We start from the raw sequence: 21,994 nt of genomic DNA, 5'->3' as shown, positions 1-21,994 counted from the left end.
AATAATTGTAAAATCGAAGTTAAATAGTTTACAAAAATAAATCAATATTGTATCTTGCGCACTTAAAAATCAGTTATAATGAACAAATTTAGGTTTTATTTTATTTTATCAATTACAACATTGCTATTATTTTCTTGTTCGAAAAATGATACATCATTTGAAGAAATACCTCTTCGTGACTATCAAGAGCAATTTACAGACGATAATCAGTTAATTGAAGATTACTTAAATACTCATTATATTACAATTACTGATGCTCCTGGAGAACAAAGCGACCAAGATGTCGTTATTACTAAAATTCCTGATGGAGGTTCACAACCGAAAATTATGTCTTATTTGAATAATACTGGTTTCCCTAAATTAATAAAAAAAGAATCTATTCCACTTCACGGCATCACTTATTCTATGTATTATTTGATTTTAAGAGAAGGAACAGGAAGTTACCCTACCAATGTAGATAATGTTTTAACTTCATATAAAGGAACCTACCTATCTTCATCTACCCTTTCAGATGTCACAACCATAACAGCAACACAATTTGAGGAAGTAAAATTCCCTCAACAAATGTTTAGCTTATATAATGTCTTTGTTCGAGGATGGGTAGAAGTATTTCCTCAATTTAAAACGGGTAATCATACAGAAGGTGATAATGGAACCGTTAAGTATACGGACTTTGGTGCAGGTGTAATGTTCATTCCTTCTGGTATGGCCTATTATTTCCAAGGAAGTGCTAGCATACCTTCTTATGCTCCTTTGGTATTTAGTTTTAAATTATATGAACTACAACGATTAGATCAAGACGGTGACGGCGTACTATCCTATCTTGAAGACTTAAACAATGACCGTTATATGTTCGATTATAGAAACACCACTGCGTACCCTATAACCCCAACAAATATGGACGATACAGATGGTGATGGAATTCCAAACTTCTTAGATATAGATGATGATGGTGATGGCTATACTACGGCATTAGAAATTAGCAAAGGAACAAACTATCTCGATAAGAACAGTCATCCTTAAAGTTATTGAATTAACAAAAAAAAGAGAGGTTGCCAGATAATATTCTAGCAACCTCTCTTTTTTTCGTTAATTTGATTATTATTTCTCGTTGATTAAATCTTCAATTCTTTTATCTGGTACAATCCACAACAAAGCAACAGCAATATACAACATTCCTGAAATCCAAGGAGCAACAAAAGCAAGTGGAATAGCTACAGCATAACAGATTAAAGAAATTTTCCCTTTTTTATCATCTTTAATGGCACTTTTTAAAACCGAGTCCGTACCATGTAATTGAATTAATTTATTTTGCAAAGCAAAATAAGCAATGGCACACATTACCAGAACAAAACCATAAACACTCATGGGAACAGCTGAAAAATGTTGCTCACCAATCCAACTCGTTGTAAATGGAATTAATGACAGCCAAAACAACAAATGCATATTCAACCACAATACCTTACCATTGACCGATTTTGAAGCCTGAAATAAGTGGTGATGGTTGTTCCAATAGATTCCGATATATGTAAAACTCAACACATAACTCAAAAAAACAGGAATCAATGGAATCAAAGCGTCAAAACTACTTTCGTGAGGCGCTTTAATTTCAATAATCATTATAGTAATAATTATAGCTAATACTCCATCACTAAAAGCTTCAACTCTATTTTTATTCATGTTCGTTTTTCTAATTGTTTATTTCAAAGCTAACTCAATTGCATTTGAAAACAAATCTTCAAGCGTAATTCCAGCGGCAGCTGCTTGCTGTGGCAACAAACTTTCAGTAGTCAATCCCGGAATCGTATTCATTTCAAGCATATGTGGTTCGTCGTTTACAATAATAAATTCAGAACGTGAGAACCCTTTCATTTTTAACACTTCGTAGGCGCGTTTAGCAATCGCTCCTACTTTTTGAGTCATTTCATCGGAAATTCGTGCGGGAGTAATTTCTTGTGATTGTCCAAGATATTTAGCTTCGTAGTCAAAGAAATCATTTTCAGATACAATTTCAGTAATTGGCAATACTGTTGTTTCTCCTTTATAATTAATAACACCAACAGAAACCTCGGTACCGTCAAGAAAACTTTCGATAATAATTTCGTTATCTTCTTTGTATGCAATTTCGATTGCCGTTGGCAACTCTGCGGCCGATTTTACTTTTGAAATTCCAAAACTAGAACCTGCTTTATTTGGTTTTACAAAACAAGGCAAACCTACTTTTTCAATGATTTCTTCAATATTAACTACATCTCCTTGATTTAAATAATATGAAATAGCCGTTTTGATTCCGTATGGTTTTAAAACCGACAGTAAATCTCTTTTATTAAATGTTAAAGCCGCTTGGTAATAATCACAAGCAGTTTGTGGAATCCCAAGCAATTCAAAATAAGCCTGCATCAATCCATCTTCTCCTGGTGTACCGTGAATGGCATTAAACACACAATCAAAATGAATACGGTTTGCATCAATTACTACCGAAAAATCATTCTTATCAATAGGGAATTCAGTATCGTTTGCATCAACATAAACCCATTTTTCTTTAAAAATATGAATGCGAAAAGCATTGTACTTGTTTTTATCTAAATTTTGAAAAACAACGTTTCCGCTGATTAATGAGATCTTGTATTCACTAGAATACCCACCCATGATGATGGCAATATTTTTCATTTTATTTGTTTAATCGGTTAACCGATTAATCGAATTACCGATTAATCCTATTCAAAACAAAATTATCATTTTTTTTGGAACGAAATAGGTTTATCTTTGTCGTATTATAAAAATAAATTATGAGTTTACGTAAATACCTTACTAGTCGAGTGTTTTTTACACAAGTTTTTCTAGCCGCACTTATAATCGGCGTTTTAGGATATTTGTTAATGCATTGGTTGACTTTTACCACTGACCACGGAAATGAAATTACCGTTCCCGATTTAAGCAAATTGACTGAGGAACAAGTTGAAGAAAAATTAGACGAATTAGATCTGGCGTACGTATTGTTAGACAGCGTAGATTACAGAAGTGATTACCCTAAATATAGTGTGGTACAGCAAGACCCTTTGCCTGGCGCTAAGGTAAAAGTAGGACGTAAAGTATATATTAAAATTAACTCTTCTGGTTTTTCATCTGTCAAAATCCCTGATTTAATTGAAAAGACCTATCGTGAAGCGATTCCTACTTTGAGAGCTTTAGGACTAGAAGAAGGTACTATAACCTATATCCCTAATTTAGGAAAAGATATGGTGCTTGAAATGCGCTTTAAAGGTCGTAATATAAAAGCTGGTGATAAAGTCTTAAAAGGTTCTAAAATTGATTTGGTTTTAGGAGATGGAAAAGCGAGTTATGAAGAGAGTATACCAACGGACAGCCTAGCTAGTCCAATAGATGAAATGCCTAATGAACAATAATATAGAGTCGGTTGACTTAGAAGACGAATTATTCGAACACTTTAGATTTGAAGTTCCTAAAGGACAAGCCTTATTAAGAATAGACAAATATTTGATGGGATTAATCCCAAATGCTACCCGAAACAAAATTCAAAATGCAGCTTCGGGAGGAAATATTTTTGTAAATGAAATTGCAGTAAAATCAAATTATAAGGTAAAACCATTTGATTTGGTTACAGTAATGTTATCCCATCCTCCTTTTGAAAATCATATTCTACCGGAAAACATCCCATTAAACATTGTTTATGAAGATGATGCCTTATTATTGGTCAACAAAGAACCCGGTTTAGTGGTACATCCTGGTCACGGAAATTACACTGGAACACTTGTCAATGCATTGGCTTTTCATTTTGAAAATTTACCAATGAACAGTAGCGAACGTCCTGGATTAGTACATCGTATTGACAAAGACACTTCTGGATTATTAGTAATTGCTAAGACAGAGGCAGCAATGACCCATTTGGCTAAACAATTTGAAGCCAAAACTACTGAAAGAGAATATATCGCTTTGGTTTGGGGAAATGTTACTGAAGAAAAAGGAACGATTGAAGGAAACCTAGCGCGTCACTTAAAGGACCGAATGCAAATGGCTGTTTTTGCAGACCCTGAGATAGGAAAACCTGCTATTACACATTACAAGGTACTAGAACGTTTTGGCTATGTTACATTGATTTCTTGCCAACTAGAAACAGGACGTACACACCAAATTAGAGCACATATGAAACATATTGGTCATCCTTTATTTAATGATGAGCGTTATGGTGGACATTTGATACTAAAAGGAACAACTTTTACTAAATACAAACAATTTATAGACAATTGTTTTAAAGCATTACCAAGACAAGCCTTACATGCTAAAACCTTAGGATTTATCCATCCTACAACAGGTGAACACATGCGATTTGACACTGATTTACCTCAAGATTTTCAAGATTGCATTGACAAATGGAGAGGGTATTCAAAATCTCATATGATTGATGATGAAGAATAACTAAAATAGAAAAAGCGCTGGTTAGCGCTTTTTTTTTATGAATTACCTTTTTAACGAAAAATGACCAGTTGCCTCTCTTCCATCTTCTAGTTTTACTGTAAACCAATAATCCGTTGCAGGCAATAAAACACCTTTAAAAGTCCCATTCCAACCTTGCTCCAAAGGTCTTAGCTGTTTTAAAAGTTTACCATAACGGTCAAAAATGGAAATCATTGAATTTGCATTAGCTGTCCCGTTAATTCCTTTTATATTCCAATAATCATTATAACCATCACCATTTGGCGTAAAATACTTGGGAGCACCAAGAACATAAACCGTTCTATTGTCACTACCACAATTACTGGTATCTTTTACAAAAACCTCGTAAACTCCAGGTGCAATATCATTAAAAAAATTAGACTCTTGATAACCACCATTAACCCCTTCAATACTATACAAGTACTTACCCTGACCTGAATCGAGATGAATTGTTATCGAATTATTATCGGTTAATTCAACAATATCAATAGCCTTAATTTTAGGTGCTTCGGAAGGAATTACTTTAATTGTTCTAACACTACTACAATTGGTTAATTTCGAACTTACTTTGACGGTATAGACTCCATCAGAATTAACCGTTAATGTGGGATTAGTTTCAGACGGTGTGATTAATATTCCATTTTTAGACCAAAGATAAGTGTAATCACTAGTAGGTGTACCGTCGTTTATTCCAGCTTCTAATAAGATCGAAAAGGTAGAGATACCAGAACAAATTAAAACATCTTCATCTCCATTCTCATTTGTATTAATACTTGGTAGAGGATTTACAATAACATTCGTTGTTGAAGACACTGATGAAGAACAGCCGTTAGTAGTCACCATCACAGTATAGTTTCCAGTAGTTGAAACGCTAATTGACTGAGTTGTCTCACCAGTTGACCAAAGGTTTCCAACAGAGGAAGATGAAGTTAAAACGACACTTCCGCCAGAACAGAAAGTTGTTGCACCAGTTGTTGAAATCGTTGGCGTGGCAGGAATCGCATTCACTGTAACCACAGTTCCCGCTGAAGTAGGTGATGTACAACTACCGTTCATTACTTTCACTGTATAAGTTCCTGATGAAGTCACTGTTATTGATTGTGTAGTCTCTCCTGTCGACCATAAGTTTCCAACAGACGAAGACGAAGTTAAAACTACGCTACCACCAGTACAAAAAGTAGTCGGGCTAACTGTTGTAATAATTGGGGTAGCTGGTGTAGGATTCACTGTAACATTAGTACCCGCTGAAGTTGCTGATGTACAACCATTACTAATTACTTTTACAGTATAAGTTCCTGACGAAGCAACTGTTATTGACTGAGTTGTCTCACCAGTTGACCAAAGGTTTCCAACAGACGAAGATGAAGTTAAAACGACACTTCCACCAGAACAGAAAGTTGTTGCACCAGTTGCTAAAATCGTTGGCGTGGCAGGAATCGCATTTACTGTAACCACAGTTCCCGCTGAAGTAGCCGATGCACAACTACCATTCATTACTTTCACTGTATAAGTACCTGATGAAGTCACTGTTATTGATTGTGTAGTCTCTCCTGTCGACCATAAGTTTCCAACAGACGAAGACGAAGTTAAAACTACGCTACCACCAGTACAAAAAGTAGTCGGGCTAACTGTTGTAATAATTGGGGTAGCCGGTGTAGGATTCACTGTAACATTAGTACCCGCTGAAGTTGCTGATGTACAACCATTATTAATTACTTTTACAGTATAAGTTCCTGACGAAGCAACTGTTATTGACTGAGTTGTCTCACCAGTTGACCAAAGGTTTCCAACAGACGATGATGAAGTTAAAACCACACTTCCACCAGAACAGAAAGTTGTTACACCTGTTGCTGAAATCGTTGGCGTGGCAGGAATCGCATTTACTGTAACCACAGTTCCCGCTGAAGTAGCTGATGCACAACTACCATTCATCACTTTCACTGTATAAGTTCCTGATGAAGTCACTGTTATTGATTGTGTAGTTTCTCCAGTTGACCAAAGATTCCCTGTAGCTGAGGAAGAGGTCAGCACGACACTATCACCTGTACAGAAAGTAGTAGAACTTCCTGCCGTAATTGTAGGCGTAGCAATCACATTTACAGTTAAACTTACTTCATTAGAAAATAAACTACAGGAAGCACCTGTTTTTTTAATAAGTACTCTATACCTATAGCTATTCATTGTATTTACTGGGCTAGTAATTTTTAATTCAGTTGAATTTGAGTTACTATAAATAGCATTATTCGTAACATCTTTCCAAGTCGCACCATCTGTTGAAACCTGCCATTGATACAAATCACCATCACTTAGAATTGAAAAAGAAACATTTTCGCCACAAGAAGAAACCGAAGTAGGCTGTGTTGTTATTGTTATAGCAGTACCAATGACATCATACATCAAAGGAGGCTGCGACGTCCCATTAATACTATAATCTAATTTATACCGTAGCGTACCTGCAATTGCTGTTGTGCTCAAGATCCCATTAGTTTCACCAGGCATAAGTTCCCAACTACTTGTCGTTGTATTGTATTTACTCCATTGAAGCGATGTAATCCCCTGAAATTCAAACAAAGGAACAGAGGCATGCAACGGACTTAAATCAGGTGCATCTACCCAAGCAGCAGCCGTCCTAGATTGAAAGTTAAATTCGGCATTATCTTCATCATGAGGAGGAATCGCTCCAACGGTTCCATTAGCATTATAGTCATTAGGTTCAATCAATACTAAAGTTGTTGGGTTTTTATCCCAATTTTCATATCCTAACGGCATTCCATTAACCCAGTACCAACCCTTATTATTTATCCCTGTCCTATCATCAAAATCATAAGCATTCCCATATTGCTTTAAACCCAACCAAAAAGCATAGCCAGAAGGCACTTTTGGAGGTCCTTGCTTATTCAAATAGCCTAACGCATCTAATCCGCTCAAAACAGTAGTCTCTTCTAGAGGCTGTGCACCACCAGGAGTTCCTCCGTTAATAATGTACATAGAGGCACCAGGTATGTTCGAAATTAAATCATCGGCTGCTGTCCAAGACATCGAAAGTGGCTTTGCATCAGTACCTACTTTTACAAAATAATTTGACTGCTGAAACTGAGCTACCTTAACTAAATTCAAACCTAAACCATTGGTATTTTTGGCGGTAAACTCTTCGGTAGTTAATAAACCTTCAGCTTTAATCTGAACTATTTCTCCTTCACACAATACATTGGATTTACTTGGCACTAAACTTGGCGAAATTTGAAAAGCAATAATTCTTAATCGAGTACCAATCGCATATTTAGTATTGTCTTCTGTATTTTTCAAATAGTATTTCTGCCCACTAATAAGAGCATCTGTTGGCAAAAAAGCAGTCCCTCCAGTTGCAGCATTCATCCATACTGCACCATCACCAGGAAGAAGACCAGTCACTCTTGAATCCAAATCAGCAACTGTAGCCGAATTTGCATAAACAAAAGTTTGTTCTACAATAACTATTTGACGTGGTTGCGACCAAGTGTAACTCCACATTAAAATTAACAGCAATTGAAAGATTGTTTTTTTTATAAAAGATTGGTTCATTTTGGTTGGTATTTTTATTTGGTAGTCAGTAAATTAAAAAAAAACACAGCTATTACACACAAACTAAATTATCAAATACTAACTCTTATTTACCTTATATAATTTATTCATCTATACGATGTGTTTTTAAGAATATATCTCTCTACAAACATAATTTCTTATTTAATCAAATCCCGTTTTAGCAACTAGATTAAAACTAAACCTTCTACCATTTATTTAAAATTCAACACAATATTACAGTTGAAAAATCAATAACACCATCCTATCAATAAATAATAATTAATCATTAGACACCAGCTTAAACAAAACAAAAAATCACTATTTATCATAAAAACATGAAGATTAAAGTTTTTTTTTCCCTTTTAACGATTATAATTTAATCCTAGCCTTTATTATAGTAGGTTTGATTGTAATTAATACCGAAACTTAATCCTAAACAGTATGGAAGATATATTTGACCCTGTCTACAGACAAGATTACATGGAAGGATATTCATATGGTTTAAATCCCTTTTTACACCTAAACTCCAGTAAGAAAGAATGCCAAGCATTTAATGTAGGTTTTCATTGTGGCAGATCTGACTATGAGAGATTGAATGGTAAAATAACAGATGGGATTCCTTCCAGAATTGTCACAAATAAAGTATTAGACGAATTTCAATTAGCTGGAATGCTTGGAATGAATATCGATTCTGAAGGTTTCACAGAATATCAATTGAATATTATTGAAGATTGGTATAAATGTGGAATTGAAAAATATGATGCTGATCAAAGCCTTTATCTTTTGGCAATTTTAGAACAAAACAACATACAGACGATGTAAATTACAATTGTTAATTTACGGAAAATCCCCTGATAGCACTAACCACTATCAGGGGATTTTTATTTAATCCTGTTTCTTTCGAACTAGAACAATAGAGTAAAACCAATTTTAAAGTTTCGTCCACGTGTGCTATAACCTACGTTTTCAAGAAAATCTTCATTAAAAATATTCGTTACCGAACCAAATACATTCATCCTATTTTTGATTAGGTTGTATCTAGCCGTTGCATTTACTAATTGGTATGCATCTAAAAGTACTGGTGTAGATTTAAAAGTAGCTCCGTTAAAATAAGAAGTATTCCTTTTATCTACATATTGATAATTCACATTGAAAGATGTTCGTTCATTCAATTGGTAATCAACAGAAGCATTTGCTTTGTGTTTTGGGATCAATTTGCTTAATGCTTCTTCCACTTGTGTAAAAGTATAGTTTACATTTACTCCTAAATCCTTTGAAAAAGCATAAGAAACCATAGCCTCTACCCCTCTCGCATTATATTTCCCAACCGTGTTGACGTAATTTGATTTATAGGTTGTAGGATTTGTATAAAAACCTATCGCATTATCTTCTTGCCTGTAGTAAGCAACGGTATTCAATGTTAGCTTCTTGTCTAATAATGACACCTCAAATCCTGCTTCAACAGTACTATTTTCCTCAGGAGTCAAATCAAGGTTTCCATAAGGAGAATACAATTGATACAAACTAGGAGTAATATAGGCTGTACTATAAGAAGCCAATAATTTTAAAGGTAAATCAGAAAATGAAAACGATGGATTGATATTATACACTAAATGCTCTCCATAAACACTATGTATATTGTATCTACCTCCTAAATTTACATTTAAACCAAAATCCGAATTATAAACTGCTGTAAAATACGGATCGACAGTGTTAAATTTAGCCATTTCACCAGCAATACTACCGTAAACAGTCTGAGAATTCATTTCTTGAAATTGAAACTGACTCCCTAGAACTGCAAAAAATTGCTTGCAAAACTGGTATTTATTGAAGGCATCAACGTTTACATTTCGTGATTTATATTCACTTGGATCAACTTTTTTTGTCCTGCTATTGAACACGTTATATCCTCTTTCAATCATATTAAAACTAGAATTCAATACTAACTCTCCTTTATTGTATTTGTATTTTGGTGAAAATCCTAAACGAAATTGCTCAGAAGTTGAGACATTTACAGGCGAATCTGGGTTGTTAAAATTATCATAGACATCATCAAACTCATTTTTGATTCGGTCATAGTTAGCTGAAAAATCTAAGCTTAGTTTTTTAGTTGGAGTAAAACCTAATTTCACAACCGAATTTACTCTTTGAAAAAGATCGTCTTCAAAATCAACACCTTTAACTTCTGAAATTCCTTGAACAGCACTACTATTTAAAGAGGCAAAATAATTGATTTTTTCATTTTTAGCACCAAAATTGAATCCTTGATTGAATTCTTTCGGACTATAGTTGGTCTTATCAGCAGTTACTTGCGTACCTGTATTCAGATATACCGTACCAGAAATATCTTTTTTAGTTCCTTTTTTTAGGGTAATATTAATAACACCTGCAGCTGCACCAGAGCCATATAAAGTACTTGAGGCTCCTTTCATGATTTCGACACTTTCTACTTGTTCCACAGGAAGCAAACGCAAATCATATTCTAAATTAATTCCTGAAGCATCCGAAACGGGAACACCATCAATTAAAATCAAGGTTTGACGTGTACGGCTACCACGTATGTACACCCCTAAATTTCTACCAGCATTACTCTGATTTCCATTAATTTCAACACCTGCTACAGAACTTAATACAGTGGCAAGAGACTGTCCTTCTCTTTTTGCCAAATCTTCAGCAGTGATTTTCACAATTACTTTTCCTGATTTTTCTTTTGGTAAAGCAAATTTTGAATCGGAGATAACAACTTCGTTTAATTCATTTGGAACCGCGATAGCTCCTTTTTTTTGTGCAAAAGTAGATGCACCTATTAGTAGGCACAACATACTAATACGAACGATTTTCTTGTTCATTTTAATAAAACATTTAGCAAAGGTCTATAAACCATTGCATGATTAAAAATGGGAGAAAAGCATAGAATGACCCATACCCAAACCTTTTTTCCCGAAAGTTTGATACTCGATGTAATAGGCAGGTCTCCTGGCTTGCGTCTTGTTGTTTACCTTCTCATCCGCCTAGACGAACAATGGTTTTGTAGATAACAACAAGCTTGATAGCTTACAGTTGCGGGTACAGCTCAGGATTTATTATTATAAATAAATTCACCTGATTCCCTTTTAATGCTGTTTCAATTAAAAAAACAGCAACCTCAATACGGCGGCAAATATAATACTAAATTTATTGTTTTCGATATTTTTAATTCACGAGCAGCAGACTTAAATCAAACCACTAACTAACAGCCTATTAAACTTAAAAAAACCATAAAAACAATGTTAACTCAGTTGCTATTAAGTAAGCAATTCCCTAGCCCCAACAGCAGTGAAAAGCCTTTGCAGGATAAATAATAATTTTTCTTGCTAGGAGAGAGCGACCAACGGAAGCTCCTCTCCTAGCGTAGAAAAATAGTATTTATACAAAAAGCTTGTAACGAATGGTGGGATTATGCTACTAACAAAAATTCTATTCCCAAACGATGAAACAGTAGTTTTCATGGGTCGTTGTAGTGTATGTGGGTAAAGAAATTGGATTTTTGAACAAGGGACAATGGATAACCATAGTGTGAAATTCGCCATTTTCGCCACAGGGGTCAATGCCTTTTTCCTGCAATTCTTGGGCTAATTCGTGAGTCAAGATGCGACCAAGATAGTTCTCACCCATTTGTGCATTGCAGGAAACAATCATGGTTTCGATTCCATTGGCCAACATCTCATTGACTAGGACCAAGCGGTCTTGCTGCCAAAGCGGTAAAACAGCTTGTAAACTAGCAGCAGCACAAACCTTATCTTCCCAGTCTTTATGCGCTTGCAAATCGATATCTCCAAAGACGGCTGCTTCAAAATCGTATCTGGACTTTAGTGATTTTAAAGTCTGAATGTATTTGACTTCATAATCTTCCCAACTGGCAGGAACCGCTTCTAATGGTACATCCATTTGCAAAGCTTGTTGTTCCAAAATCGCTAGTGGCAATCCATGAGAACGGGAAATCTTTCCGTTTTCGTTCATCATATTCAAGAGCACTTTGGGAACAAAACCTTGCTCAACGGCTTTCATCATGGCGTAGCAACTGTCTTTTCCGCCGCTCCAAGAGGTTAAAAAATTCATATTTACGAGTTTAAACGATTTATTATTGTAAGGTTGAAAATTCACCATTAAGTCATTGAGGAAATTTAATGGTTGGATTTCAAAATATTTCCCAAAAGTATTGCAATAAAAACTTATTATAAGCAGCCTTTTATTAAAATCTACCTTTTAAAGTTAGTTGCTTTTTAAAAAGTATCGCCTCCAGAAAACCTGCAAGCAAAGGGTTGTTTCCAAACAGTTTCTCTAGCCAATGCTAGTATCCTTATAAAAAACGTATCTTTGCACAAAATATACGTTTTATGAGCACTTTTGAGCAATTTAATCTTCCGAAATCAGTACAAAAAGCCGTTGAGGATTTAGGATTTGTAACCCCTACTCCTATTCAGGAAAAATCATTTTCTGTTATCATGTCTGGGCGTGATATGATGGGTATTGCACAAACGGGAACTGGAAAAACCTTTGCTTATTTACTGCCTTTATTAAAGCTATATAAATTTACAACTACGCATACCCCAAAAATTGTCATTCTGGTTCCAACACGTGAACTAGTAGTTCAAGTAGTTGACGAAATCGAAAAATTAACCAAATATATGTCGGTTCGTACCATCGGAATTTTTGGAGGCGTAAATATCAACACCCAGAAAAAAAATGTCTATGAAGGGACTGATATACTGGTAGGAACTCCTGGTAGAACCATGGATTTAGCCCTAGACAACGTAGTCCGTTTTGAAGAAATTCAAAAACTAGTGATTGATGAGTTTGACGAAATGTTGAACCTTGGTTTTAGAACCCAATTAACCGCTCTATTGGCGATGATGCCTAAAAAACGTCAAAATATCTTGTTCTCTGCAACGATGACCGATGAAGTCGATGCTGTTTTGAATGATTACTTTGATTATCCTGAAGAAGTTACGCTTTCGGCCTCAGGAACACCTTTAGAAAACATTACACAAATCACTTATAATGTTCCCAACTTTAATACCAAAATCAATTTACTGAAACATTTGTTAGCCACTAACGAAGACATGAGTCGTGTCTTGGTTTTTGTGAATAACAAGAAGATTTCGGATATGGTTTTTGAGCGTATCGAAGAGGATTTTGAAGGACAATTTGGAGTCATCCACTCTAATAAATCACAAAATTACCGTTTGACCACGATGGCAAGTTTCCAAGAAGGCAATCTTCGCGGACTGATTACCACGGATATTATGGCCAGAGGTTTGGATATTTCGAATATTACCCATGTCATCAACTTTGAGATGCCCGAATTTGGAGAATTGTACATGCACCGTATTGGTCGTACTGGTCGTGCTGATGCTACAGGAACAGCGATTAGTTTCATCACTCCAAGAGAGGAAGAATCCAAAATCGAAATCGAAGTCTTGATGAACATGGAACTAGAGATTGAAGATTTCCCTGAAGAAGTTGAAATTTCGATGAAGTTAATCGAACCTGAAAAAGAACGTCCCGTCATTAAATTCAATAAAAAGAAGAAACCAGATGGTGAGGGTGCTTTTCACGAAAAAGCCAAAAAGAATACCAAAGTCAACCTTGGAGGGCCATCCAAAACCAAAAAGAAAACGCATGGTTCTGTTAACCGAAACATGTTAAAAACTAGAGCTCAAAAAAAGAAGAAAAAATAAAGAAAGCCACAGATTAAAAGGATTACACAGTTTATAAATATCCTTACAATCAAAGATTAGCTTAAAAATATAAGTTCGTCTATTTGGGCGTGCCACCAGCCAAAAAAATGGGCTACTATTCGTTGTGAATAGTAGCCCATTTTTCTGGCTGCTGTCGGGCTATCCGCACCGCTTTGGCGGTTTGCTCCTATCCCTCACGCGGGTCCGGGGCAACTTGCAACTTCAAGTTTCCATCTCCCAGCTTCCATCTCCCAGCTTCCATATCCCAACTTCCTTACTCTTTTCCCGTAAACACCAAACAAACAGGCGAGCACAAATCAATTCTCTTCCCAGTATCCGTCAATAATCCTGTTGCCTTATCTCTTTTAAAAATCACTACACCGTTACTAAATTGGTGCCCCACTAACAAAAAATTCCCCGTAGGATCAATGGCAAAATTTCGTGGCCCATCACCCAAAGTGCTTGTTCTAGATACAAATTCTAATTTGCCATTTTTTAAAATCTTAAAGCAACTAATATCGTTGGCTTCTTTTCTATTGGTAGCATATAAAAAACGTTCGTCAGGTGAAATATGGATATCTGCAGCAGTAAAGGATTGATTAAAACCATCACTTAAAACGGTGGTTTCTTGAATTAATTTAAGATTCCCTTTTTTATAATTAAAAACCGAAACAGTACCATCCAATTCTTGTAACAAATAGGCTTTTTTACCGTCTTTACTAAAAGTAAAATGCCTTGGTCCGCTTCCTGCTTTCGCATCAATAGTATACTTCAATTCCAAAGGTTGATTTGCATTGGGACTATATGCATAGGAATACACTTTATCACTTCCTAAATCGGTTGCTAAAACATAGTTGTGGTCTGGAGAAAATTGCACCATATGCAAATGGGCTTTTTCTTGTCGCTTGGCATTAGGCCCTTTCCCTTCATGCTGCACCAATTGTTTTAAAGCTGTCACAGTTCCGTCACTATTTTTACCAAAAACAGAAACATTTCCACCCGAATAATTGGCTGATATCACTGTTTTATCATCATTAATGATAAAACATGGATTCACACCATTGGTTTTTTCTTTATTCAAAAAATTCAGTTTTCCCGTTTTAGCATCAAATCCAAAAGCAGTTACGGCACTATTGGCAGCATCAGAATTGACCGTATAAACAAATTTATTATCTTGTGAAACCGCCAAATAACTAGGACTATCCGTTGGCACCGACTCTGATTGTAAGGTGAAATTGCCCGTATTAGTATCAAATTCATACACATAAACCCCTTTACTATCACATTTATTGGTGTAGGTTCCAATAATTAAATTAAGCTTGCTTTGTTGTGCAAAAAATGAAATACTAAATAGAAGCGCGAATACAACCGAAGGATACTTTTTCATCATAAATAATTTTTAGAAATGCTAAAATACAGATTAAAACGAACAATTGTATCCTTTAGACAGCCACGAATTACACAAATTTGATCAGTCATTGACTGATTCGTGAAATTTAAACATTTCTTTTTCGTGTTAATTCGTGCAATTCGTGTTTAAAACATAAAATCTTCATTTGAAAAAATCTTCTCGTCTCCATTCATAACTGTTTACAAATTTGTATTTTTGGCTAGCCATTCACTGTTTTCCTTTCGAACAGTAAACTTTTGAACTCAATGTATTTTAAACATCCTGAACTTTTATACTTTCTGTTCTTGTTGATTGTCCCTATTTTGGTGCATCTTTTTCAATTACGCCGATTCAAAAAAGAATATTTCACTAACGTTCGATTTCTAAAAGCTCTTACAATACAAACTCGCAAAAGCTCCACCATCAAAAAATGGCTGCTTTTAGGATGTCGTTTGCTGCTTCTGACCTTTATTATTTTGGCTTTCGCCCAACCTTATTTCAAAGCCAAAGACAGCGAAAACCGTTCGAATGAAATGTACATTATTCTCGATAATTCGTTAAGCATGCAAGCCAAAGGCAAAAAAGGGGAATTGCTAAAACGTGCGGTTCAGGAATTATTAGAAACCATCCCCGAGAACGCTACTTTTTCGTTATTGACAAATTCGGAAACCTTTTGGAACACCACCAAAAAAGAAATCCAAACAGAACTGCAAAACCTAAAGTACAGCGCACTTCCTTTTCAAGCCGAATCGCTTTTGGCACAAATAAAAGCGCATAAATCGGCATTCAAAAAAGACATTGTCATTATCACCGATGCCATAGGACTTGAAAAAAAACAACTGCAAAACATCCACAAAGAAGACAATACTTTTTTTGTGATTCCAAAAGCAGAACAAAAAAACAACATTGCTATTGACAGCGTTTACATTCAGGAAACTCTGGAAAACTTCTACAATCTGAATGTGGAATTATCGAGTTATGGAGACGATATCAAACCAACTTCGATTGCGATTTACAACAATAACAAACTGATTGCAAAAACGATTGTTTCTTTTGATACTCCCAAAAAAACAATTCCGTTTACGATTCCTAAACAAGCCTTTCATGGTGTTGTAAACATTGACGATAATGGCTTAGCCTATGACAACAGCTATTATTTCAGCATTTCAAAAACGCAAAAAACAGCCGTTTTAAGCATTGGCGAAGCCGAAAAAAGCAATTTCTTATCTCGAATATATACCAATGATGAATTTGATTTTCAAAACAGCACATTGACCTCTTTGGATTACAATGCACTCGAAAAACAAGATGCAATTATCCTTAACGAAATCGATGAAATTCCTGTAGCCTTACAAACTACCTTAAAAACATTGGTCGAAAAAGGCAGCAACTTGATCCTCATTCCTTCCTCAAAAGGTTCGGTTCCGAATTTGAATTCGTTTTTGAAAAACTTTGGAAACATCCAATACCAACCGATTGAAAATACTGAAAAACGAATTACCAAAATCAATTTCAACCATCCTTTATTGGCTTCGGTTTTTGAGAATCAGGTGAGCAATTTTCAGTATCCAAATACCAAAACCAACTTTGGATTATCAGCTTCGTTTCCGGTAGTTTTATATTACGAAGATGGAAAGTCTTTTTTGAGTTCCAAAGTGAATTCGGTTAGCGCTATTTCTGTTTTTAGTGCGCCAATAAACCCGTTGAATTCTAATTTCCAGCAGTCGCCGTTAATTGTGCCTACTTTCTACAAAATGGCTGTTCAAAATAAAAACAATGGCATTAAGGCGAGAATCATTGGCGATTCCAGTCCTTATTTAGTTTCGGTTGCACTGTCAAAAGACGCTGTTTTAGAAGTTAAAAACAAAGAAGAACAATTTATTCCCGTACAAAAAAGCATTAATAATAAAGTTCAATTAAACTTCAACGATTATCCTGAACAAGCAGGCAATTTTGACGTTTTAGACCAAAAAGAAGTTGTTGACCAACTGAGTTTCAACTACAACCGAACCGAAAGCCAATCGAATAATTCTAATGAAAACGAATTAGCCGATTATAAAATATTGGATTCCGTTACCACTGTTTTTGACCAACTACAAACCGAGCGAACAGACAGCCAAATTTGGAAATGGTTTGTTATCTTTGCACTGCTTTTTCTATTGATAGAAATGGCGCTTATCAAATTTTTGAAATAAACGAATTCCTTTTGAATTCCATAAATAGCAACAATCTTATGAAACTAATCATCCGAGAAGCAAGAATTATCGACCCTAAAAGTCCTTTTGATAATAAAATTGTAGACATTCTAATTGAAGATGATTGTATCGCCAAAATAGGAACTGGATTAGCGAATCCAGAAAATATTGAGGAGTTAAAATTGGAAAACCTACACCTTTCACAAGGTTGGTTTGACAGCAGTGTGTCACTAGGTGAACCTGGTTTTGAAGACAGGGAAACCATTGCAAACGGACTTAAAGTAGCAGGAAAAAGTGGGTTTACAGCCATCGCTTTGCAACCCAATTCGTTTCCAGTCATCGACAATCAATCGCAAATTCTTTTTGTAAAAAACAAAGCGAACGGAAGTGCAACGCAACTCTACCCTATTGGTGCTTTGACCAAAGGTAGCGAAGGTAAAGACCTAGCCGAATTATTCGACATGAAAAATGCTGGAGCAGTTGCTTTTGGGGACTACAACAAGAGTCAGGACAATGCCAATATGCTGAAAATTGCCTTGCAATACGTACAAGATTTTGATGGATTGGTTATTGCTTTTCCGCAAGACGAAAAAATCAAAGGAAATGGCGTGGTTAACGAAGGTGCAGTTTCTACTCGATTAGGATTAAAAGGAATCCCAAACCTAGCCGAAGAATTACAAATCGCCCGCAACTTATTTTTACTAGAATATACTGGTGGAAAAATGCACATTCCTACCGTTTCAACCGCAAAATCAGTGCAAATGATTCGTGAGGCAAAAGCCAAAGGATTGCAAGTGACTGCAAGTGCTACGGTACATCATCTCGTTTTTACCGATGAAAAATTAGAAGAATTTGATAGCCGTCACAAAGTAAGTCCGCCGTTGCGTACGGATATTGACCGCAAAGCGCTAATCGAAGGCGTTATCGACGGAACGATTGACATGATTACAACAGACCATAACCCGATCGATATCGAACATAAAAAAATGGAATTTGATTTGGCCAAAAACGGAACCATCGGACTCGAAACGGCTTTTGGAGCCTTGATGACCGTACTTCCTTTAGAAACCATAATCGAAAAACTAACGGCTGGTAAAGCTACTTTTGGAATCGAAAGCTCCCCAATTATGGAAGGTACCAAAGCCAATTTCAGTTTGTTTAACCCTGAGGGAAAAAAAACTTTTACTACCGCTTCTATTCTTTCAAAATCTAAAAATTCCGCTTTTCTAGGAATGAAATTAAGAGGGAAAACTTATGGAATTATCAATCAAGGACAATTATTAATTGCTGAATAAAACATATGAATCAAGATAAAGAAAGTAAAAACATCGCCATCATAAGCTATTTTACTATTATAGGAGCAGTTATTGCACTTTTTATGAATAACGATAAAAAAAGTGCTTTTGCGGCTTTCCACATTCGTCAAGCATTAGGAATTTTTCTATCATTCTTTTTAATTGGCTATTTTATTGGCTATTTTGACAGTTGGACCATTTCATCTGCTTTTTATTTATTTTATTTCATCCTTTGGATATACGGATTTCTAGGGGCTTTACAAGGCGAAATGAAATTGATTCCGCTATTAGGAGAGCAATTCCAAAAAATATTTAAAAACGTTTAATCACAAGCATGAACTTATCCTTAGAATACCTCATCAGAGAACCCAAAATAAAATTAGACAAAAACCCTTTACTGCTTTTATTACACGGATACGGTAGCAACGAAGCCGATTTGTTTTCATTTGCTTCAGAGCTTCCTGACGAGTATTACATCATCTCAGCACGTGCACCATATGACTTACAATACGGAAGCTATGCTTGGTATGCCATCAACTTTGATGCAGATCAAAATAAATTTTCAGACCACGACCAAGCACGTTCATCTAGAGACATCATTGCTGGCTTTATTGATGAACTGATTGCTAACTATCCTATTGATGCCAGTAATGTAAGTCTACTCGGTTTTAGCCAAGGAGCGATATTGAGTTATGCCATTGCGCTTTCGCATCCTGAAAAAATCAAAAACGTAATTGCATTAAGTGGCTACGCTAACGATGACATCATGGATGCTAATTACCAAAACAATGATTTTAGTAACCTGCGTATTTTCCATTCTCATGGTACTGTTGACCAAGTTATCCCTGTAGAATGGGCTAGAAAAACAGTTCCGTTTTTGAAGAATTTAAATATCGATGCCACTTATAAAGAATACCCAGTAGGTCACGGTGTGGCTCCTCAAAATTTCTATGACTTTAGAAATTGGTTGATGGAGAAATAATTCATTTCATAGTATACAACATCAAAAAGAGTTTGCCTTTTCATAAAGACAAACTCTTTTTTTATATCTTTCCTTTTTAAAACAAGTTCAAATTACAATTTGAAAACCAAATACAAAAACGATAATGTTACCCATTCATAACCGCCTATTCATCCTGATTTTTACAATCTTAGCCATGAGTTGCAAGAAAAATACCAGTCAAGAAAATCACAAATACACCAATGATTTAATCCACGAAACCAGTCCGTACCTCTTGCAGCATGCGCATAATCCTGTGAACTGGAAAGCGTGGAACCCTGAAACCTTGGCATTAGCCAAAAAAGAGAATAAACTCATCATCATTTCCGTGGGGTATTCGGCTTGTCACTGGTGCCATGTTATGGAAGAAGAAAGTTTTGAAAACGATTCGGTTGCTAAAATCATGAACGATAATTTTATCTCTATCAAAGTCGATCGCGAAGAACGTCCTGATATTGACCAAATCTATATGAATGCCGTTCAACTCATCAGTGGTAGCGGCGGATGGCCACTCAATTGCATTGCTCTTCCTGATGGTCGCCCAATTTTTGGTGGTACCTATTTCCCAAAAGAAGATTGGAAAAAAATCCTACTACAAGTAAATGATTTCTACAAAAAAGACCCTGCAAAAGCAGCAGAATACGCAACAAAATTGTTAGGCGGAATCAAAGAATCAGAACAAATAAAATTCAATACAGCTCAGGCTGAATTTAAGTCCGATGAAGTCACCCAAGCCCTAACCGAATGGAACAAACACATTGACCCTAATAAAGGAGGATTGATGGGAGCGCCTAAATTCCCAATGCCTAAAGCCTTGCATTTCCTATTGCGTTATGCTCATCAAAATAAGGATGCGCAATGGCGAAATTATGTAGAAACTACCCTTCAAGCCTTGGCAAATGGTGGAATTTACGACCAAGTAGGTGGTGGCTTTTCACGATACTCCGTAGATGAAGATTGGCATATTCCTCATTTTGAAAAAATGCTGTACGACAACGCCCAACTCGTGAGTTTGTATGCTGATGCGTATTTAGCAACTAAAAATCCAACTTACAAGCAAATTATTGAGGAAACCCTAACTTTTGTAGACCGAGAATTGACTAATGATAATGGTGCTTTTTACTCCTCCCTTGATGCTGACAGTAAAAATAAAAACAACAAACTCGAAGAAGGCGCTTTCTACAGTTGGGAAATAACCGAATTAAAAGCAGTCCTAAAAACTGATTTTGATTTATTCAAAGACTATTACAATATTAATAAAACAGGATTCTGGGAACACAACCAATATGTACTTATCAAAACTCAATCTGATGTTGCTTTCGCAAAAAGCCATTCGGTATCGCCAGTTGCATTAGCCAGTAAAGTAAAAAAATGGAAACAAACCTTATTAAAAGTGCGTAGCAAAAGAAACCGTCCGCACCTAGATGATAAAACACTAACCTCATGGAATGCCATGATGCTCAAAGGATATGTGCAAGCGTACAAAGCTTTAAAAAAACCTCATTATTTAGAAGTAGCCATCAAAAACGCCCAATTTATTCTAAAAAATCAAACCCAAAAAGACGGTAGTTTGTACCACAATTACAAAGAAGGTAAAAGTACCATCGACGGTTTTTCTGAAGATTATGCTGCTGTGATTGACGCCTATATCAGTTTGTACCAAGTAACACTGGACGAAAAATGGCTCCGTCAAGCCAATGCATTGACAAAATATAGTTTAGCTAATTTTTTTGATACAAAAACGCATATGTTTTTCTTCACTTCTAAAAATGCCAAAAACCTAATTACTAAAAAAATGGAAATTCAAGATAATGTTATTCCGGGGTCTAACTCAACAATGGCAAAGAATTTATTCCAATTAGGACATTACTTTTCGGAGGCGAATTACAGCAAAATAGCAAAACAAATGTTGAACAACGTCAAGAAAGACGCCATTGCATTTCCTGTGGAGTACTACAACTGGCTCGACTTGATGCTCAATTACACGGATACCTATTATGAAGTTGCGGTTTCTGGTCCTGAAGCGGTTCAAAAAATAAAAGCCCTACAAAGCTATTATTTGCCCAACGTCCTTTTTGCTGGAGCAACCACCGAGAGCAAAATACCGCTTTTAGAAAGCAGATTTATGCCCAACCAAACCGACATTTACATTTGTGTAGAAGGTGCTTGTAAACTACCCGAAAGCGATGTTGCAAAAGCAGTATCCAAAATGAGATAATCATTTCAAAATACAAACAGGCTTTTTGATTGTTCCCAAAACAGTTAAAAAGCCTGTTTTTTTGTGCCAATTCCTGCTCCCGACAATTCGGGATGCTATAGCCCTTGTTCAAAACGTTTTTATCAAAAAGGGCTTCGACCCTTCGATATACTCAGGGCAG

16 protein-coding genes and 1 riboswitch are annotated in these 21,994 nt (G+C 35.8%); of the genes, 10 read left to right on the top strand and 6 right to left on the bottom strand.

What is annotated here, in order from left to right:
- Window positions 1-78 precede the first annotated feature (78 nt).
- Entirely contained in the window at window positions 79-1,023 is a 945-nt protein-coding gene (locus tag SLW70_RS07970; RefSeq protein ID WP_320891585.1) for an FKBP-type peptidylprolyl isomerase, read from the top strand.
- Between the two features lie 78 nt (window positions 1,024-1,101).
- Here SLW70_RS07970 and SLW70_RS07965 read toward each other — a convergent pair whose 3' ends face one another.
- The gene (locus SLW70_RS07965; protein WP_320891584.1) at window positions 1,102-1,680 is read right to left on the bottom strand and encodes a TMEM175 family protein; all 579 of its coding nucleotides are present in this window, start codon (window positions 1,678-1,680) and stop codon (window positions 1,102-1,104) included.
- Between the two features lie 18 nt (window positions 1,681-1,698).
- Window positions 1,699-2,670: a D-alanine--D-alanine ligase gene (locus SLW70_RS07960; RefSeq protein ID WP_320891583.1), complete on the bottom strand. Its 972-nt coding sequence runs from the start codon at window positions 2,668-2,670 to the stop codon at window positions 1,699-1,701.
- 119 nt (window positions 2,671-2,789) lie between these two features.
- Between SLW70_RS07960 and SLW70_RS07955 the strand changes: the two genes are divergently transcribed.
- Entirely contained in the window at window positions 2,790-3,407 is a 618-nt protein-coding gene (locus SLW70_RS07955) for a PASTA domain-containing protein (RefSeq protein WP_320891581.1), read from the top strand.
- Window positions 3,397-4,437 (top strand): RluA family pseudouridine synthase, encoded by a 1,041-nt coding sequence (locus tag SLW70_RS07950; protein ID WP_320891580.1) that lies wholly within the window; start codon window positions 3,397-3,399, stop codon window positions 4,435-4,437. The genes SLW70_RS07955 and SLW70_RS07950 overlap by 11 nt, the downstream gene beginning before the upstream one ends.
- A 42-nt stretch (window positions 4,438-4,479) precedes the next feature.
- Here SLW70_RS07950 and SLW70_RS07945 read toward each other — a convergent pair whose 3' ends face one another.
- Window positions 4,480-8,016: a T9SS type B sorting domain-containing protein gene (locus tag SLW70_RS07945; protein WP_320891579.1), complete on the bottom strand. Its 3,537-nt coding sequence runs from the start codon at window positions 8,014-8,016 to the stop codon at window positions 4,480-4,482.
- Between the two features lie 480 nt (window positions 8,017-8,496).
- Between SLW70_RS07945 and SLW70_RS07940 the strand changes: the two genes are divergently transcribed.
- Window positions 8,497-8,838 (top strand): hypothetical protein, encoded by a 342-nt coding sequence (locus SLW70_RS07940; protein ID WP_320891577.1) that lies wholly within the window; start codon window positions 8,497-8,499, stop codon window positions 8,836-8,838.
- Window positions 8,839-8,921: 83 nt separating this feature from the next.
- On the opposite strand, the gene SLW70_RS07935 is transcribed toward SLW70_RS07940, so the two are convergent.
- Window positions 8,922-10,865 carry a TonB-dependent receptor plug domain-containing protein gene (locus SLW70_RS07935; RefSeq protein WP_320891576.1) on the bottom strand — a complete coding sequence of 648 codons (1,944 nt, stop codon included), beginning with the start codon at window positions 10,863-10,865 and terminating at the stop codon, window positions 8,922-8,924.
- A gap of 99 nt (window positions 10,866-10,964) precedes the next feature.
- Window positions 10,965-11,179, bottom strand: a riboswitch (cobalamin riboswitch).
- A gap of 293 nt (window positions 11,180-11,472) precedes the next feature.
- Window positions 11,473-12,114, bottom strand: coding sequence for a diphthine--ammonia ligase (locus SLW70_RS07930; protein ID WP_320891575.1), 642 nt, complete (start codon window positions 12,112-12,114; stop codon window positions 11,473-11,475).
- 278 nt (window positions 12,115-12,392) lie between these two features.
- Between SLW70_RS07930 and SLW70_RS07925 the strand changes: the two genes are divergently transcribed.
- Entirely contained in the window at window positions 12,393-13,736 is a 1,344-nt protein-coding gene (locus SLW70_RS07925; RefSeq protein WP_320891574.1) for a DEAD/DEAH box helicase, read from the top strand.
- A gap of 274 nt (window positions 13,737-14,010) precedes the next feature.
- Here SLW70_RS07925 and SLW70_RS07920 read toward each other — a convergent pair whose 3' ends face one another.
- Window positions 14,011-15,126: a lactonase family protein gene (locus tag SLW70_RS07920; RefSeq protein ID WP_320891573.1), complete on the bottom strand. Its 1,116-nt coding sequence runs from the start codon at window positions 15,124-15,126 to the stop codon at window positions 14,011-14,013.
- 266 nt (window positions 15,127-15,392) lie between these two features.
- Between SLW70_RS07920 and SLW70_RS07915 the strand changes: the two genes are divergently transcribed.
- The 5 genes from SLW70_RS07915 (at window position 15,393) to SLW70_RS07895 (ending at window position 21,834) form a co-directional block, all read left to right on the top strand.
- Window positions 15,393-17,321, top strand: coding sequence for a BatA and WFA domain-containing protein (locus SLW70_RS07915; RefSeq protein WP_320891571.1), 1,929 nt, complete (start codon window positions 15,393-15,395; stop codon window positions 17,319-17,321).
- 38 nt (window positions 17,322-17,359) lie between these two features.
- Window positions 17,360-18,616, top strand: a complete 1,257-nt coding sequence (locus SLW70_RS07910; protein ID WP_320891570.1) for a dihydroorotase — start codon at window positions 17,360-17,362, stop codon at window positions 18,614-18,616.
- A 5-nt stretch (window positions 18,617-18,621) separates the two neighbouring features.
- The gene (locus tag SLW70_RS07905) at window positions 18,622-18,942 is read left to right on the top strand and encodes a hypothetical protein (RefSeq protein WP_320891569.1); all 321 of its coding nucleotides are present in this window, start codon (window positions 18,622-18,624) and stop codon (window positions 18,940-18,942) included.
- Window positions 18,943-18,950: 8 nt separating this feature from the next.
- Entirely contained in the window at window positions 18,951-19,598 is a 648-nt protein-coding gene (locus tag SLW70_RS07900) for an alpha/beta hydrolase (RefSeq protein ID WP_320891568.1), read from the top strand.
- A 175-nt stretch (window positions 19,599-19,773) separates the two neighbouring features.
- Window positions 19,774-21,834, top strand: a complete 2,061-nt coding sequence (locus tag SLW70_RS07895; RefSeq protein ID WP_320891567.1) for a thioredoxin domain-containing protein — start codon at window positions 19,774-19,776, stop codon at window positions 21,832-21,834.
- Window positions 21,835-21,994: the final 160 nt, after the last annotated feature.

Origin of the sequence: Flavobacterium sp. NG2 (assembly GCF_034119845.1) — a bacterium.
Taxonomy (GTDB): domain Bacteria; phylum Bacteroidota; class Bacteroidia; order Flavobacteriales; family Flavobacteriaceae; genus Flavobacterium.
The sequence above is the reverse complement of the archived record's forward strand: the minus strand, read 5'-3'. Positions and strand labels throughout refer to the sequence as shown.

Bases quoted from the DNA above. Each gene is read 5' to 3' on its own strand.
- SLW70_RS07960 (WP_320891583.1), bottom strand. From the start codon at position 2,670: ATGAAAAATATTGCCATCATCATGGGTGGGTATTCTAGTGAATACAAG.
- SLW70_RS07965 (WP_320891584.1), bottom strand. From the start codon at position 1,680: ATGAATAAAAATAGAGTTGAAGCTTTTAGTGATGGAGTATTAGCTATA.
- SLW70_RS07925 (WP_320891574.1), top strand. From the start codon at position 12,393: ATGAGCACTTTTGAGCAATTTAATCTTCCGAAATCAGTACAAAAAGCC.
- SLW70_RS07900 (WP_320891568.1), top strand. From the start codon at position 18,951: ATGAACTTATCCTTAGAATACCTCATCAGAGAACCCAAAATAAAATTA.
- SLW70_RS07955 (WP_320891581.1), top strand. From the start codon at position 2,790: ATGAGTTTACGTAAATACCTTACTAGTCGAGTGTTTTTTACACAAGTT.
- SLW70_RS07895 (WP_320891567.1), top strand. From the start codon at position 19,774: ATGAGTTGCAAGAAAAATACCAGTCAAGAAAATCACAAATACACCAAT.
- SLW70_RS07945 (WP_320891579.1), bottom strand. From the start codon at position 8,016: ATGAACCAATCTTTTATAAAAAAAACAATCTTTCAATTGCTGTTAATT.
- SLW70_RS07970 (WP_320891585.1), top strand. From the start codon at position 79: ATGAACAAATTTAGGTTTTATTTTATTTTATCAATTACAACATTGCTA.
- SLW70_RS07950 (WP_320891580.1), top strand. From the start codon at position 3,397: ATGAACAATAATATAGAGTCGGTTGACTTAGAAGACGAATTATTCGAA.
- SLW70_RS07940 (WP_320891577.1), top strand. From the start codon at position 8,497: ATGGAAGGATATTCATATGGTTTAAATCCCTTTTTACACCTAAACTCC.
- SLW70_RS07935 (WP_320891576.1), bottom strand. From the start codon at position 10,865: ATGAACAAGAAAATCGTTCGTATTAGTATGTTGTGCCTACTAATAGGT.
- SLW70_RS07930 (WP_320891575.1), bottom strand. From the start codon at position 12,114: ATGAATTTTTTAACCTCTTGGAGCGGCGGAAAAGACAGTTGCTACGCC.
- SLW70_RS07910 (WP_320891570.1), top strand. From the start codon at position 17,360: ATGAAACTAATCATCCGAGAAGCAAGAATTATCGACCCTAAAAGTCCT.
- SLW70_RS07905 (WP_320891569.1), top strand. From the start codon at position 18,622: ATGAATCAAGATAAAGAAAGTAAAAACATCGCCATCATAAGCTATTTT.
- SLW70_RS07915 (WP_320891571.1), top strand. From the start codon at position 15,393: ATGTATTTTAAACATCCTGAACTTTTATACTTTCTGTTCTTGTTGATT.
- SLW70_RS07920 (WP_320891573.1), bottom strand. From the start codon at position 15,126: ATGATGAAAAAGTATCCTTCGGTTGTATTCGCGCTTCTATTTAGTATT.